Annotated in this window: 19 protein-coding genes and 1 pseudogene; 13 read left to right on the forward strand and 7 right to left on the reverse strand. The window is 50.5% G+C overall.

The window, feature by feature from the left end:
• Positions 1 to 17 precede the first annotated feature (17 nt).
• Entirely contained in the window at positions 18 to 941 is a 924-nt protein-coding gene (locus MBOO_RS01885) for a hypothetical protein (RefSeq protein WP_011991376.1), read from the reverse strand.
• Between the two features lie 372 nt (positions 942 to 1,313).
• Between MBOO_RS01885 and MBOO_RS01890 the strand changes: the two genes are divergently transcribed.
• The 3 genes and pseudogenes from MBOO_RS01890 to MBOO_RS14235 all read left to right on the forward strand — a co-directional run.
• Entirely contained in the window at positions 1,314 to 1,607 is a 294-nt protein-coding gene (locus MBOO_RS01890) for a nucleotidyltransferase family protein (RefSeq protein WP_048068211.1), read from the forward strand.
• A complete protein-coding gene (locus MBOO_RS01895) occupies positions 1,600 to 1,944 on the forward strand; it encodes a HepT-like ribonuclease domain-containing protein (RefSeq protein ID WP_011991378.1) in 345 nt (114 codons plus the stop codon). The genes MBOO_RS01890 and MBOO_RS01895 overlap by 8 nt, the downstream gene beginning before the upstream one ends.
• A gap of 15 nt (positions 1,945 to 1,959) precedes the next feature.
• Positions 1,960 to 2,046 (forward strand): annotated as a pseudogene (locus MBOO_RS14235) (hypothetical protein); the annotation flags it as partial.
• On the opposite strand, the gene MBOO_RS01900 reads toward MBOO_RS14235, so the two are convergent.
• The 5 genes from MBOO_RS01900 to MBOO_RS01925 form a co-directional block, all read right to left on the reverse strand.
• Positions 2,027 to 2,284 (reverse strand): helix-turn-helix domain-containing protein, encoded by a 258-nt coding sequence (locus tag MBOO_RS01900; protein WP_157677562.1) that lies wholly within the window; start codon positions 2,282 to 2,284, stop codon positions 2,027 to 2,029. The pseudogene MBOO_RS14235 and the gene MBOO_RS01900 overlap by 20 nt on opposite strands.
• 333 nt (positions 2,285 to 2,617) lie before the next feature.
• Positions 2,618 to 2,968, reverse strand: coding sequence for a HepT-like ribonuclease domain-containing protein (locus MBOO_RS01910; protein WP_011991381.1), 351 nt, complete (start codon positions 2,966 to 2,968; stop codon positions 2,618 to 2,620).
• Entirely contained in the window at positions 2,958 to 3,236 is a 279-nt protein-coding gene (locus MBOO_RS01915) for a nucleotidyltransferase family protein (protein WP_157677718.1), read from the reverse strand. Before MBOO_RS01915 ends, MBOO_RS01910 begins: the two co-directional genes overlap by 11 nt.
• 321 nt (positions 3,237 to 3,557) lie before the next feature.
• Positions 3,558 to 4,379 carry a winged helix-turn-helix transcriptional regulator gene (locus tag MBOO_RS01920; protein WP_011991383.1) on the reverse strand — a complete coding sequence of 274 codons (822 nt, stop codon included), beginning with the start codon at positions 4,377 to 4,379 and terminating at the stop codon, positions 3,558 to 3,560.
• 45 nt (positions 4,380 to 4,424) lie between these two features.
• A complete protein-coding gene (locus tag MBOO_RS01925) occupies positions 4,425 to 4,868 on the reverse strand; it encodes a pre-peptidase C-terminal domain-containing protein (RefSeq protein WP_011991384.1) in 444 nt (147 codons plus the stop codon).
• 279 nt (positions 4,869 to 5,147) lie between these two features.
• On the opposite strand from MBOO_RS01925, the gene MBOO_RS01930 reads away from it, so the two are divergent.
• From MBOO_RS01930 to MBOO_RS01985, 10 genes are all read left to right on the forward strand, one after another.
• Positions 5,148 to 6,347, forward strand: coding sequence for a C39 family peptidase (locus MBOO_RS01930; RefSeq protein ID WP_011991385.1), 1,200 nt, complete (start codon positions 5,148 to 5,150; stop codon positions 6,345 to 6,347).
• Between the two features lie 30 nt (positions 6,348 to 6,377).
• A complete protein-coding gene (locus MBOO_RS01935) occupies positions 6,378 to 7,700 on the forward strand; it encodes an outer membrane protein assembly factor BamB family protein (protein WP_011991386.1) in 1,323 nt (440 codons plus the stop codon).
• A gap of 183 nt (positions 7,701 to 7,883) precedes the next feature.
• Positions 7,884 to 8,066, forward strand: a complete 183-nt coding sequence (locus tag MBOO_RS01940) for a hypothetical protein (RefSeq protein ID WP_048068212.1) — start codon at positions 7,884 to 7,886, stop codon at positions 8,064 to 8,066.
• 491 nt (positions 8,067 to 8,557) lie between these two features.
• Positions 8,558 to 8,926: a hypothetical protein gene (locus MBOO_RS01950; RefSeq protein ID WP_011991388.1), complete on the forward strand. Its 369-nt coding sequence runs from the start codon at positions 8,558 to 8,560 to the stop codon at positions 8,924 to 8,926.
• Positions 8,927 to 9,474: 548 nt separating this feature from the next.
• Entirely contained in the window at positions 9,475 to 9,744 is a 270-nt protein-coding gene (locus MBOO_RS01965) for a hypothetical protein (RefSeq protein WP_011991389.1), read from the forward strand.
• Positions 9,741 to 10,145, forward strand: a complete 405-nt coding sequence (locus tag MBOO_RS01970) for a hypothetical protein (RefSeq protein ID WP_011991390.1) — start codon at positions 9,741 to 9,743, stop codon at positions 10,143 to 10,145. The genes MBOO_RS01965 and MBOO_RS01970 overlap by 4 nt, the downstream gene beginning before the upstream one ends.
• Before the next feature lie 657 nt (positions 10,146 to 10,802).
• Positions 10,803 to 11,306 (forward strand): hypothetical protein, encoded by a 504-nt coding sequence (locus tag MBOO_RS01975; protein ID WP_011991391.1) that lies wholly within the window; start codon positions 10,803 to 10,805, stop codon positions 11,304 to 11,306.
• A 138-nt stretch (positions 11,307 to 11,444) separates the two neighbouring features.
• Complete coding sequence (locus MBOO_RS14035; RefSeq protein ID WP_198324441.1) at positions 11,445 to 11,609, forward strand: hypothetical protein; 165 nt, start codon at positions 11,445 to 11,447, stop codon at positions 11,607 to 11,609.
• The gene (locus MBOO_RS01980; protein ID WP_011991392.1) at positions 11,599 to 12,075 is read left to right on the forward strand and encodes a hypothetical protein; all 477 of its coding nucleotides are present in this window, start codon (positions 11,599 to 11,601) and stop codon (positions 12,073 to 12,075) included. The genes MBOO_RS14035 and MBOO_RS01980 overlap by 11 nt, the downstream gene beginning before the upstream one ends.
• A complete protein-coding gene (locus MBOO_RS01985) occupies positions 12,068 to 12,652 on the forward strand; it encodes a hypothetical protein (protein ID WP_011991393.1) in 585 nt (194 codons plus the stop codon). The genes MBOO_RS01980 and MBOO_RS01985 overlap by 8 nt, the downstream gene beginning before the upstream one ends.
• 32 nt (positions 12,653 to 12,684) lie before the next feature.
• On the opposite strand, the gene MBOO_RS01990 is transcribed toward MBOO_RS01985, so the two are convergent.
• Positions 12,685 to 13,164: a winged helix-turn-helix transcriptional regulator gene (locus MBOO_RS01990; protein ID WP_011991394.1), complete on the reverse strand. Its 480-nt coding sequence runs from the start codon at positions 13,162 to 13,164 to the stop codon at positions 12,685 to 12,687.
• Positions 13,165 to 13,172: the final 8 nt, after the last annotated feature.

Raw genomic sequence — 13,172 nt, forward strand, 5'->3', positions numbered from 1 at the left:
AAAAATAAATAATATTTTTAGTAGGAATAGGTAATTTTCGCCATATTGGAATTTCTGTCATAGGTGTCCATAGCATGATTCCATACATTGCTTAGGTATATCCGGGTAGACGATCCAAACGGACGAGTAATACTCCCATGCTGCCCGATAATATATCCGTAGGTATAGCCATTATCCCGGTTGCTGCCAAACTCGATGGTCCCATTCGAATAGACAATAAAACTCTGAGTATCTTCGATGGTGCCGTAAACTGCCAAACGATACGCATCGTATACTGCATCACTTGAAGCAGAATCGGGTACATCTTCATCCCGAAAATGGCATTCATAGTACGTATATGACCCGGGATGGGTGTTGTAGATTATACTGTAGAGTTGATTTCCCCCATTTACCGTGTAGGCAATATTATTCCCGTCACGTCCAGTGCCTCCGTTTACATCCACAGCCACTTGGATGAGGGTGAGTGAATTCGGAAGAGCGGTAAGTTGGAGATTACCTGATTTCATTTGGACGTTATCCGGTTGAACTTGTAGTATGCGCATTTGGGTGGCGTTCACTCCCAGTTCTTTCTTACGATTCTCTTGAACGACTTTATTCAGATCTTCTGCAACTATGATCTGTTTTACCGTGTCCCGTTGCTTTGCCGAAAGTTGTTGCCCCGTTTTAATTTCAAGAATATCAATAATTGAATCTAGATTTGTCTGATACTTTTTTACCAAGCTACTAGACAGGTCTTTGTAGTATTGATCATGGGTTGTGATTCTTTCGTTTATGGCCGTGGAGACATTGATCTGGATTTCATTGTGAATCGGTTGATATAAGGAGACAATATTTTGATCACTAGTATCTCCTTGTGCCGCGGAATCGTCTGCACTCACCATCGGTACCATCGCCGCCAACAGCAATGCCAGCAGCATGCCGCCAGTTTTCAATGTTTTCATTTTTCCATTCCTCCTTTTGCTCCGCTCGGAGGGCATGGGAAAACCTTCATAGAATCAGGGGGAATAATCCCATGCCTTCGGGCGGTCACGGGTTCATTCGGTTTCGCAAAGACTGGGGTGAACCCGAACCTTCATTTTTGGGACAACCCCCCGGCTGTCCACGCTTGTGCGATTCGCGACGGCAAATATAAGGATTCTAACTCGTACGTCTACCTGTTTTCAGGATCGGCAGAATGCTGGGCGGGAAACAGTAAGAGACGGTTTGCCGGCAGCCCCTGGCCGGGATATCCCCGGCAAAAATCCTTATCTCCCGTCCCTTCTTCCTGCCATATCGCTCATATAGGGGAAATGCCCATATCTCCCACTAAGCATATGCAGGACACTGCCGGGATACTGGACCAGCTGCGGGGCATGAGGCACGAGCTCGAAGAGCAGTACCATGTGAAAAGGATCGGGATCTTTGGCTCGTACGCAAAAAAAGCGCAGACAGACGAGAGCGATCTCGACCTCGTAGTGGAATTCTCCCGGCCGATCGGGATGCTGGCATTTGTGCACCTCAAAGACCTGCTTTCCCAAAAGTTCAATCTCCGGATCGACCTTGTCACACCAGACGGCCTCCACCCGCTCATCCGCGACCGGGTGATGCATGAGGTTGTGTATGCCTGAAAAACGTACTGCTGCGCTCCTGCTATACGATATTTTCCAGGCTATAGAAAAGATCGAAACATTCTGTGCCGGTTATTCTTTTGATCTGCTCATGGAGGATCAACGCACACAGGATGCCATTCTCCGCAATATCCAGATCATTGGCGAAGCTTCTAAGAATCTGCCCCAGGAACTTATTTCCCGCCACCCGGAAGTGGACTGGAGCGGTCTTGCCGGTATCCGGGACATTGTTACGCACCGGTATTTCCGGGTAGACTGGAATCTTTTGTGGACCAGCATCCATGAGGAACTGCCGGTGCTTAAGGCTCAGATCGGGAAACTCATGAAGGAAGAATAACGGGCCGATGGATGGTACCTTGCTGCAACAAAAGGGAGTCACCGCCAGTACAGGCACCAGGCAAAACCCGGGTGGATCAGCGTTACTTCCCCCGTTTCCTGACGTGGTAATCCGGATCCTTCTTCTCGTAAATCGAGAAGAGTTCAGAAGGATCGATTTCAATGGCCGAACAAATCTTCAAAATCGTGGAGAAGGTGGGGCTTCGCTTGCCGTTTTCAATGAGACTAATGAATGTCCGATCGAGACCGGTGAGTCTGGCAAGTCTTTCCTGGGATATCTCTTTGGCTTTTCGTTCTTCCCGGATAATTTTGCCAAAGATCTCTTCTCGTTCCGATGTCACTAGTGAAATCGTTGCCAAGAATGGGGGATGTGTTTATCGCAGACTATAGTCGACAAATTTATCCGCCCCGCCGGCATATATCTCATCCGGTGTCTGGTGACTCATGTTCGTCAACCCGGATCGATACAGTAATCCCGGGCGCTTACCCCCCGGCTCCAAAATATCATTCTGGACAAGGGCGCCCGGGTTTTTCCGGAAAAATCTCACCAGCCACCGGAATTTTAAGCACAATGCAAATTCTCTCTTCAATAACGCCCGGTGCCAGGAAAAAAGATCGGCTGTATCCACCCGCTTTTTAAAGGGTATCCTAAAAAACATCAGAACCGGTAAGGATTAATCCACATCCGGCCCCATTGCATCGCAAAGGGATTGGATCTCAGGTTCAAGTTCGGGCAGTTTGTTCTTGATCACATCCCATACAATTTCATAATTGATTGCAAAATAGCCGTGGATGACCTTATCGCGGAGCCCGGCCATGAACTTCCATGGGATCTTCGGATTCTCTTTACGGATCCTGTCCGGGACATTCTTTGCAGCTTCACCAATGATCTCCAGTGAACGGGTTACCGCGTGTTCAGTTGTTTTATTATTCAGGAGAGATTCATAGGTTATCGTCGGCCGGAGAGAATCCAGATATTCGATCTCATCCAGGATATGCTGGAGATATACCCGGTCATCCTTCAATCCAGATCACCTCGCGTTCAACCCGGGACCGGATATATTTGTCAATACTTCCCACCGTCAGGAGATCCACTTTTCTGCCCAGGAGATCTTCAAGAAAATAAACCAACTGCATGAAATTATCAAAGGTTGCCTGCCCGTCGGCAAACTCCACCAGTATATCGACATCGCTGGTACGCTTCTCCTCACTGCGGGCAAAGGATCCGAATATCCCGATTCTTTTTACGCCGAAACGTGAACGGAGTGAGGGTACCGCATGACCGAGTCTCATAAATACCGGACTCTTCAGTTTCTTTTGCGGGATTACCTGCGGCACCATAGTTGTTCTCTTTAGTACCTGTTGTTGGGTAATGGGTATAAAAAAGTGTATGTGTCTCAACCAAAAACCCGGCAACAATACAGCACCCGGTCATTTTTAAAAAAATCCGTTTCCCAAAAACCTGGTATCTGGAGCGCCAAAAAACCGGACATATATCTAAAAAATCAGACATTACCGGTAATGACTTGTAGGTGTTCTCCCTCTTCACGTTAGTTCCCATAATGTCCCCAAAGTAAAAACACATAAAGAAATTTTATTGGCAGTATCACTCCCTCATGGGTTATGTTTAGACGATTGTTCCCGCCAGCTCATCCGGCTGTCCGCGCTCCCGGATGACGCTCCGGCACCTTCCCCGGTAAACTGCCTGAACACATTCAATCCGGCAGGACAAAAGGTATAGCGGACAGCCTTTCCCTTTTTGCTGGTGGAAATAATCCCGTCCCCAGTTAATCGCCTCGTGTGCCACGTGATCGACGGGCCGGCAATGCCCACGATCCCGGCGATATCCTTCCTTGAGACCTCGGGAGACGCGGCAAGAATTTCAAGAATCCTCCTTGTCGTCGGGTTCTGCAGGTGGAAAAAGACCTTCTTTTCAAGCTCGCTGTACCGGCCGTTATTCTCGAAATACCGTAGCGACCTGCCGCTGCCAAAGGATACAATCCTCCTTTTTGCCTCAAGGATCAGCAGGTGGTACTTCAGGGTGCCTTCCTTTATCCCGGTCATCCGTTCGAGGGCCGTAAACCTCACGCCCGGGTTTGCCGCAATGCACGCAAAGATTTCCCGGCGGTTCCGGTTCCATAGGATGGCATTCTGCCCGACCTTCCGGTACCCGAGGGCTGCAAGAAGTTTCAGGTAAAAGAAGATCTCGACCGGGTAGGCAAGCACCGGGCAAAACGACAGCGCCACAGCAATGAGCATCTCCCGCAGGGTGAGATCGAAGAATGATATCGGTACAGGATCCTGGGGCTGACCCTGTACGGCGCCGGCCCCGCCCGGGGCCACGCTGTATCCGCCATAACTGGCGGTAACAGCCGGCACGCAGGCAAGGGCGATAAAAATAATGAGGGCAACTGCCCTCACCGGCCAGGGTTTCATGGATGAATGGTTCTCACGGATGAATATCAGATTTATGGTTTTGTGTTAATACGTGACAAAATTATAACCCTGGATCCCGAGAACGGTCTCCCCGTACACCTTGAACCTCCATGTGCCGGGTGCAATTCCGCCGGTCCTGCTGAATGTAAGGAAAATTCTCCCATCCTTTACGCTGTCGGAAGCATCGTAATACGGGCCGAGCGTCCCATCCGGGGCGATAACCGAAAGCGAGAGGGAATCGGGGACATATCCCCAGTTGAGGTCAGCGGTAAGGGAGGACTTTCCCGAAGGGACACTGACCGAATACCAGTCCGTTTCCCCCTGGGAAATAGAACCGGCGGTCATGGGAGACACAACCGCGGGCAGGCGCAGGTTTCCGGCCGGGCTTACGGAATACCCGGCACTTTTGTCGACATCCTGTGCAGAAACTCCCGATATGAGCACGATGGCGCAGACCAGGATTGCGAGGGTCGCTACGGATACTTTCATAGTATACCGTTTTAGCGGGTTTTGGAATCCGGCTCTTAACGCTTCTAACGCAAGCGTCTACCGATCAGGAATCCGGTAGACCCGGGCGTTAGAACCGTTATATCTCCTGAAATGAGATTTCCCGCGGGGCAGCCGGGGGTTGTCCCAAAATACCGGGTCTTGCAAGACGACGGACTTTGCCGGGCCCGGCCCCGCTCTCCGTGGCATGAGCACATTATCGTGATTTATGATGATTCGCCATGTCCTTTCGAGCGGAGCGTATGTAAAAAGGAGGAAAAAATGAAACCCATAAAATACGGCATCATCCTGCTGGCACTGCTGCTGGCAGCGATGGCGATGGTACCGATGGTGAGCGCAATGGGAACAGCAATTACTCCGGATGTCGCAACGGCAATAGAGAGTAATTACGTGTCTCCTGATACTGCATTCCAGTCAGCGACCGCGGCCGTAAAAGACTTTATCGGCAGAAATGCACTTGATGAAAACTGGAATGGTGCAACGGTCAATCCGAAACCAAACATCATCTTTGATGTAAATGGGAAGAAGTTATTTTATTTATTCTCCGTGGAGAAAAAAGGAAACCGGATTGGAGAGATCAAAATTGCCGCCAGTAAAGTACTCGGATCATCTGTTGTAACAATCGGATCGGGAGCGCCGGCAATCGATCTCAAAAATATCCGATCAAAAGCAACAGGAATTCTCAATCAGCAGTACAAGAACGCAAAAATCGATTCGATCGATCTTGTATGCTACAATTACCCGAATATAGGGGCAATAATCAGATTCACAGCGGCAGGATCCGGAAGTACTTCCCTGGTAATCGATGCCTATGATTATTCAATTATACCCGCGGCCGGCCAGGTCTCATTCTATAATGCAATTCCTCCTGCAGATCTGGCAGGACGTGCAGCACGGTGGGATTCCGAGCAGACTGCTCTTAAAACCGTAAGTGCACAATCTCTCTCTCCGATGGCAACAGTGACAAAAACGATTAACGGTTTCACTCTTTATCCACAGGAAAGCACAAACTGGTGTAGCTTTGCAACTGCAAAAATGATTTCTGCATACTACGGCTATTCACGAACCCAGCGGGGCATTGCAACAACAATGGGTATAGCGAATCCTGATGATGGTGCATCGATCGAGACCACACGCTCCAACTATTATCTTAATACGATTGCAAACGGCGGGTTGGCTAAAATGGGAACCTCAATCAGCTACACCGGCATGTTCACGTATGATAATATTGTAAGTGAGATGAACTCAAATCGCCCGATACACACTGACCGGTATGAGACGTCATCCTATCATGCAAGAGCGATCACAGGATATTCCTATACTACGACGACTCCGGTATCACAGTATCTGTACATTTATGATCCGTGGCCAACAACCTCGGGCGCGGTATATTGGGAGAACTGGAATGTCTTCTCGGGACAGCCTAATCCTGTGCACGCAATCCTTTATGTAAGGAACTAATTTATTTTTTTTATTTTTATGGTGTCACCTATGAAAAAGAAAATAACCATAACCGTCCTCTTTGTGATCCTTCTTACACTGTTTTGTTCCGCTCCGGTAGTGGGACAATCACGTACATTACAACAAACCAATGATATCCTGCTCCCATTAACCAGTCCAAGTGGTAACCAGTCTCCTCTGATCCACATCGCAGATAACGGGAACCTTGTAACCGTGAATTACCCTTATGATCCAAATTTTTTCGTATATGACGGGAACGGATCATTCCTCTGGAATGCCACCTTATCCGCCGAACAATCTCCCTGGATCTCGTCAGTCAGTGTTGCTCCTGACGGGCAGTATCTTATCGTTACCCAGCTTGTGCCTGCCTGTTGCCATGGCTCTGTTACAAATACTTCATCAAACAAGGTAATCCTTTTTGACAGGTCCGGTGCGAGATCGTGGGAATATCCTACATACAGCCCGCCGCTCACATCAACGATCTCCTACGATAACCAGAATATTTTTATTGGTATGAATGATGGCCGGATCATCAATCTTGATCGCGAAGGCACCGCCTGTTGGACAGCCCGGGTAGACGCACCGGTGCTCTCACTCACGACCTCCGCCGACAGTAGCACTATCGTGGCAACAGGGGAGAGTAATTATTATTCTAACAAAATATATGGCGAACCGCTCAATCCCCATGACCTTTTTGTACTGGACAAAAATGGTACGCTGCTCTGGAATTACCAGACCAGAGGGACGAACACTGCTGCGATCAGTGACGACGGATCGGTAACCGCCGTCCTGAACGAGCGTAACGGCAACCTTTTGCTGTTTAACCGGACTGGTGGCAGACAGATCGAGCGCTCATTTGCCGGGACACCTTCGGCAATTGTTATGTCAGGAGACGCGAATCTGATCGTTGTCCGGACCCTGGAAGGATTTGTATACGGCGTTGATCGCAACGGCTCTATCGTATGGAATGCATCCCTTGAATCCGGATCGCAGGGAATCGCGATCACCGACACGGGAAACAGTCTGGTTCTCGGGGATGGCAAGGCTATCGCTATGTTCAACATAACCGGGAATCGCCTGGATGAATATCCCGTTGACAGCGAAGTACGATCCATTGGTGTTTCTCCGGACAGAAAATCCATCATTATCGGAACTGAACAAAACCTGATCGTTATCCCGGCCATGGAACCGGTTCCCCGTACAGAAAGCACGGCACTTACGCCAATCCAGACCGTGCACGCTTCAGGTCAGGTTCCCCAAACGCCAAAGGAGAGCTCAGTCTTCCCCATCATCCTGGTCTTTGCAGTGGGTTGTGGTATCGTGATTATGTTAAATCGAAAAGGAAAATTCTGATGGGTTTTCGGATAATGGAGCGTAATTATAAGATCGTCCTGGTTACTCCCGGGTCCCTTATTGGAATTTACCCAAAAACCACACAAGCATTACTCAATATCTCCGGTACAGGACAGCATGACACTACCTTCAGGGGCCAATTCGTACAAAATTACCACCTGGATCTAAAACCCGGAGGCTGCTATGAAAAGGAAAAACCCAAAAACATTTTTTAACATAGGTGCACTGATTGCCATCTTAATTATTTTCATGGCCGCTGCCGGTTGTGTATCAGAGAATAAAATCAGCAAAGATGAAGCGATCTGCATTGCCCTTACCGACACCAGAACCATTCAGGCAATGGATAACCGTGCCTATAATGTATGAAGTCAGCACTGCGAATCTGGGTGTTGGCACACAAACGCAGGATAAAGTATACTATATTTCGATAAAAGTGCTGGATGGCAGCAACAGAAGAGTAAATGTCTTTGTGACCTACGATGGAAAGGTAGCGCTCGTCGATATCCCGTATCCTGTGATAACGCCTCTTCATTATCCGGCAAATAGCTCCTGGAGTGGTTTTGTCAATAATAATTCTGCGGGCTGTCTGTTACGGGAGATAGCCGGGCCGGGTACGTCCGTTTTTTAAGGTGGATCTTGCCGGTTGCCTTTCAATTAATCAGTCGTCGATCACGCCGGTTTTCCCGGTAAATCCGGTAGATGACTGCGTTAGAACCGTTATATCCCCGTAAATAATATTCCCGCGGGCCAGTCAATCGGAGGTACCTGGACGAATGATCTCACATCATATGTGTGAACCGGATTAAACCATTCAATTTTTTATTTTCCTTAAACTGTACAAATTTGAGAGGAATCTGATGACAAACAAAGACTTCGTAGGAATACAAAAAGAAAAGATTGCCCCTCTTATATCGGCATTGCTCTGTGCTGCAGTGGGGTCACTATTCGTGAGTATCGGTCTCCAGAATACAGGTCTCCAAAGATACTATCTCAGTTGGGACAATCCACTTTACCAGATTATGCATATCCTGATTTTTGAACCTCTTGTTCTAGCGAGTCTTGGAGTGGGTTTCGTATTTCTTGTATCTGCGGTTTTTTTTCTCCGGAACGCATTCGAAGGAGAATTTTTTGTCGTGGGAAACGCGGACTGGCCAACCGGTTCAAAATTTTGTATTTTCCTTGTGTTGTTATGGATAGCAATCCATGTGATTTCAGGGTTTTTGTAGTCATACTGGAATCCTTTGCACAAGAAAAATAACTGGCTGCATATTTCTTACGGTCACTATGCAAGAGAGGACTGGTCTCATTTTGCCCTTTTTAGGCATCCTGTTTTTGGTAGACGCGAGCGTTAGAATCGATATATATCGCAGAATAAAATCCCCATTCGTGGACAGCCGGGGGTTGTCCCGTAAATGCATGAACGGGTTTATCCAGGTGACGAACTGGATCGGACCCGGTCCGCCCGCGGATACATGATAATTTCACTTACCATAGTTTTTTGAAATTTTCTCGCTTCCCGGGCCGACAATAAAGGAAGTGATAGCATAGGATCCATGCACATAAGACAGGATGGCATTGACGTTTCCCGGAAGGATGCCATCAAGGTTAGCAAAGAAGAACAACGGTTTGCCCAGGACCGGATCGTACTCCGGAGGACGGCGATACCGGGAACCGGTGTCCGGATATCCTCCCAAAAGAGACCCGGCAGGAATGGTGATGGCAATTTTTCGGGAACTGCCGGTATATCGCCCGGTACCCGGAGGCAGGCATAAAGATGGCGAAGAGTAAATCCGTGACAGAGAGCGAAATCCCGCTCTACCTCCTGCCCCGGGCACTCGCCCACCAGATCAACAGGATAGGTGACTCCGTATATCGGATCAGCGTGAAACGCACGCACTGGCACCATTACAACATCTCGGTCCGGACACGATCCCTGCCAAAGGAACTCGCCCCGGGGAGTGGTACGGGACCGGCACATTCCGGGCATCCCCCAAAGGAATACCGGAATGATGACGGTACACCGGATCCGGGATGTGAGGCATGAAACGGGGCTCGCCTCCGTACCGGGCCCTCTCTGACGCTCTTCCCATTGCACGCAGGCGCGGCACAACCCAGGCCGCGGTGCGTGCCCCGGAAAACCTGTATGATTTTACGATCGTCTCGGCAATCCCTCTCGCATTTGTACGTGTCACCTATTGTTCACGGATTCATGCACCGGCCGCAGAGCTCGTAAACGAGTTCCGGGACGAGCTTTTCAGGCTCGGCCGGATCCCGGTGCATACGGACATTTCGCGTGAACTCTGGCTCCGCTCACGGCATGGCACGTGGCGGTTCTTACGCCTCACGCCAGACTCTCTTATCGAGCTCGGGCAGGACGGCATGCTCCTCTCCGGGGGAAACGCGGCAAAAAACCTGTACAGCCGGGAAAAAGTAATTTTTTCCTAAAAGGGGGCTATTCCCCGCACAAGGTTCACTAGCGTGATCCTCCCCTGCGGGGAGGAACCCGCCCCCTTTTCCTCGGTTTAAAACGTGTCCTTTTTTCACCGTCCCGGATTCCCCGGGGGGGTACCCTTCATCCCTTTTTTTGGAATGGCTCAAAAATACGCCCAAATCGGGCTCCGTTTACCCCTGACCTCTCTTCCAGAGGTAATAATTCCGAAAAAAACGGTAATAATTCGGCCGGAAACACCCCTTTTTACGCTGGAGAACCAGAGGTAACAGATAGCAGCATTATAGCGGCGAAAGTTTGGGTCGATCGTGTTTTAGCCCATTCTTGAATAAACAGGGCCTGGAAACGAAGATATGCCCTTTCTGGTAAAATGACCCCTCTTACGACGTAGAACCCCCCCTTCCCATTTTTGCGAAATTGTCCGGCGAGTTTCCTGCCCCGGATTGCTCTAAAACCCTCGCAAATTGCCCTGTTTTGCCTCCCGGAAATTTATTCAGCCAGAGATATCCTCTCTTACGTCGTAGAGTAATATGTCAAAAGGGCCCCAGAGACCCCGGGAAAAATCCCGGGCCGGCAGGAGATGCGCGAAGACCCTGCCGGGAACCATGCCGGATCCGCGGAGCGGGTCCGGCCTAAAAAAGGAGTTGACACACATGGGAGATTTCGTACAACACACGGAAGTAAAATCCGCGATCCGCACACTCGCAGACCCGATCGAAGATATCGCAAGCTTCGACGCACTTGTCCAGTCGGTCATCGCAACGAACCCGTTCGGCTGCGTGCCCTACATCAGCGCCGGCGTGACACATGCGCCGGTCGAGAAGGCAAAAGAGAGCTACGTTGTAAAGATCCTCTACCAGGACAACGAGGCAAAGGTAGTCGGGAACGATTCCGGCAAGTTCAACACCGTTGCCGGTTTCAATGCCGGTGCCGCAGCCCTCCTTGCCGACACCGCGCTTGCCGCTGCCCACGGCGGCATCCCCGCCCGGGATATCGAATCCGAGACGTACTCGGCGACCATCAAGTGCCATGACCAGAACGGGGAGCTCTACGACCTGACGTTCACCCGGAGCAAGGTGTCCCTCACCTCGTACGAGGATGATGCAATCCGGGCAAAGGTCGAGGCCTGGGCCGATACGGTTCCCGCGCTTGCGTGAGGAGATCCCCGGATCACAAAAAAGCAGTCTGCCCTCTGCCCGCCAGTCCATTGCAGGGAAGAGAGGAGACCGGTCACGGTCTCCTCTCCTCGCTGCCGGGCTGATTTTACAAAAAAAACTACATGAGGAGGTTAAGCCATGGAAACTGAAATACTGGGGATCGTCCTTGGAGCGGTGCTCCCGGTCTATCCCCTTCTGCTCGTCATCTACCAGAAGATTGGCAGGTACGACGAAATCGTTGAGGAGTTTAAGGAACTCCGGAACGAACACGAACAACTGTCGGGGCTGCGCCATGCCGGATAACCCCGCAAGAGAACCAGTCGCGAAGGTGACCGGTATCTACCGGGGAAAATTCTCCGGGCTCGAACCGCTTACGATCGACAAACCCCTGATCCAGGAGGAGGTCCGGCGCAATCCGATCTTCTACGAGCTGGACCTGAACCCGGAGAGAGGAGACGAGAACCTGATAATCGATCTCATCTACGACAACCTGTCCCCACGGAGACTCCCGGATTTGATACGGGGAACCGATATCCCGCACGGCATCCGGTTCTGGCCGGACTGGTTTTCCATCCCGCCGTACCGGGAGATGAGGGACACAGATGGCCGCCGGGTCTACCCGCGGGCGCCGGGGATCCACACCGTGCAGATCCGGACCGGCGTCCAAAAGCGGGCCCGGATAGGCGGGAACCGGGATTTCAGCCCGGAGATGGGGGGATTTTCAAGCCCGGTCTTCGAGTTTATGATCGCGGGTGATGACAATGTTTGAGAACGAGACCCAGACCCGGTGTGCGATTTGCGGCACCGGGATCCTGCTCGGTGCCATCTTTCTCCTCGCACATTTCCCGGTCATCCTGCTTATCGTGCCGGTCGGGATTCTCTTTCTCGGCCTTGTTGCAGACCCGGAGGAGACACACGCGGTCTGGTACGGGATGCTCTCCATGCTCGGCATCTTCGATGTGTCCGCGCTGACCGATGCAGAGCGGGAAAACTACGCAGAGAAACGGCATTACTTCTGGTTCGGCGAGGTTGCGATGGCCTCGATACTCGCAGACCTGTTTGCGGTCCCGGTCGGGATCTTTCTGGCGGGCCGGGCGGAAGTGACCCTCGCGTTCATCGGTGCTGCGGTACTATTCCTTCCGCTCTTTGTCTTCCTGCCCAAGCTGATCCAGCGGGCGATGAAGGCGGATGTGGATGCCGCGATGGAGATGTTCGGGAAAAATGAGCAGACAAAAAAAGTCTTCTGGACCCTGTTTGTCTCAATGGCCGGGCTTGTACTCGCTCGGGTTATTGACCCAGAGACGGCCCGGCAGGTGGTGGGGGTGATTACGGGGGTGGGGGGGTGAATGTAAATATCAGGGAAAATATCCCCTAATAATTAATTTTTTCCAGAGTTTATGGATATAGTTTGGCTGGTTCTGTTGCTTTGTCGTTTTATTTTTTTGTCGGCGTCCTGAAGGATACCGTCGAGATCTTCGAGCAGTTGACGGAGTTTGCCGGGATCCACTTTCACTGGCTCGGACAACCCCTTACCGGCAACATCGGATCCAAGGTAGATTATACTCCATATGCCCAGAATCTTCAAAACCGGAATCAGTTTTTCACCAGACTGCGTAAGCGAATATTCAACCTTCGCAGGGACCACCGGATAAACTTTTCTTGTAATAATACCGTCGTGCTCCATCTCACGGAGCTGTTTAACGAGCATTCTCTCGCTGATTGCCGGAAGCTTATGCGAGATCTCGCTAAACCGCTGGGTCCCATCCCTTAATGCAATAACGATCAGCAGTTTCCACTTCCCTCCGATCACATTCAGTGCAGCCTCAATCCATCGCCAAAAATCATCGTTCTTCGTCATTACAGTCA

This window comes from Methanoregula boonei 6A8, from assembly GCF_000017625.1.
In the GTDB taxonomy this organism is placed as follows: domain Archaea; phylum Halobacteriota; class Methanomicrobia; order Methanomicrobiales; family Methanospirillaceae; genus Methanoregula; species Methanoregula boonei.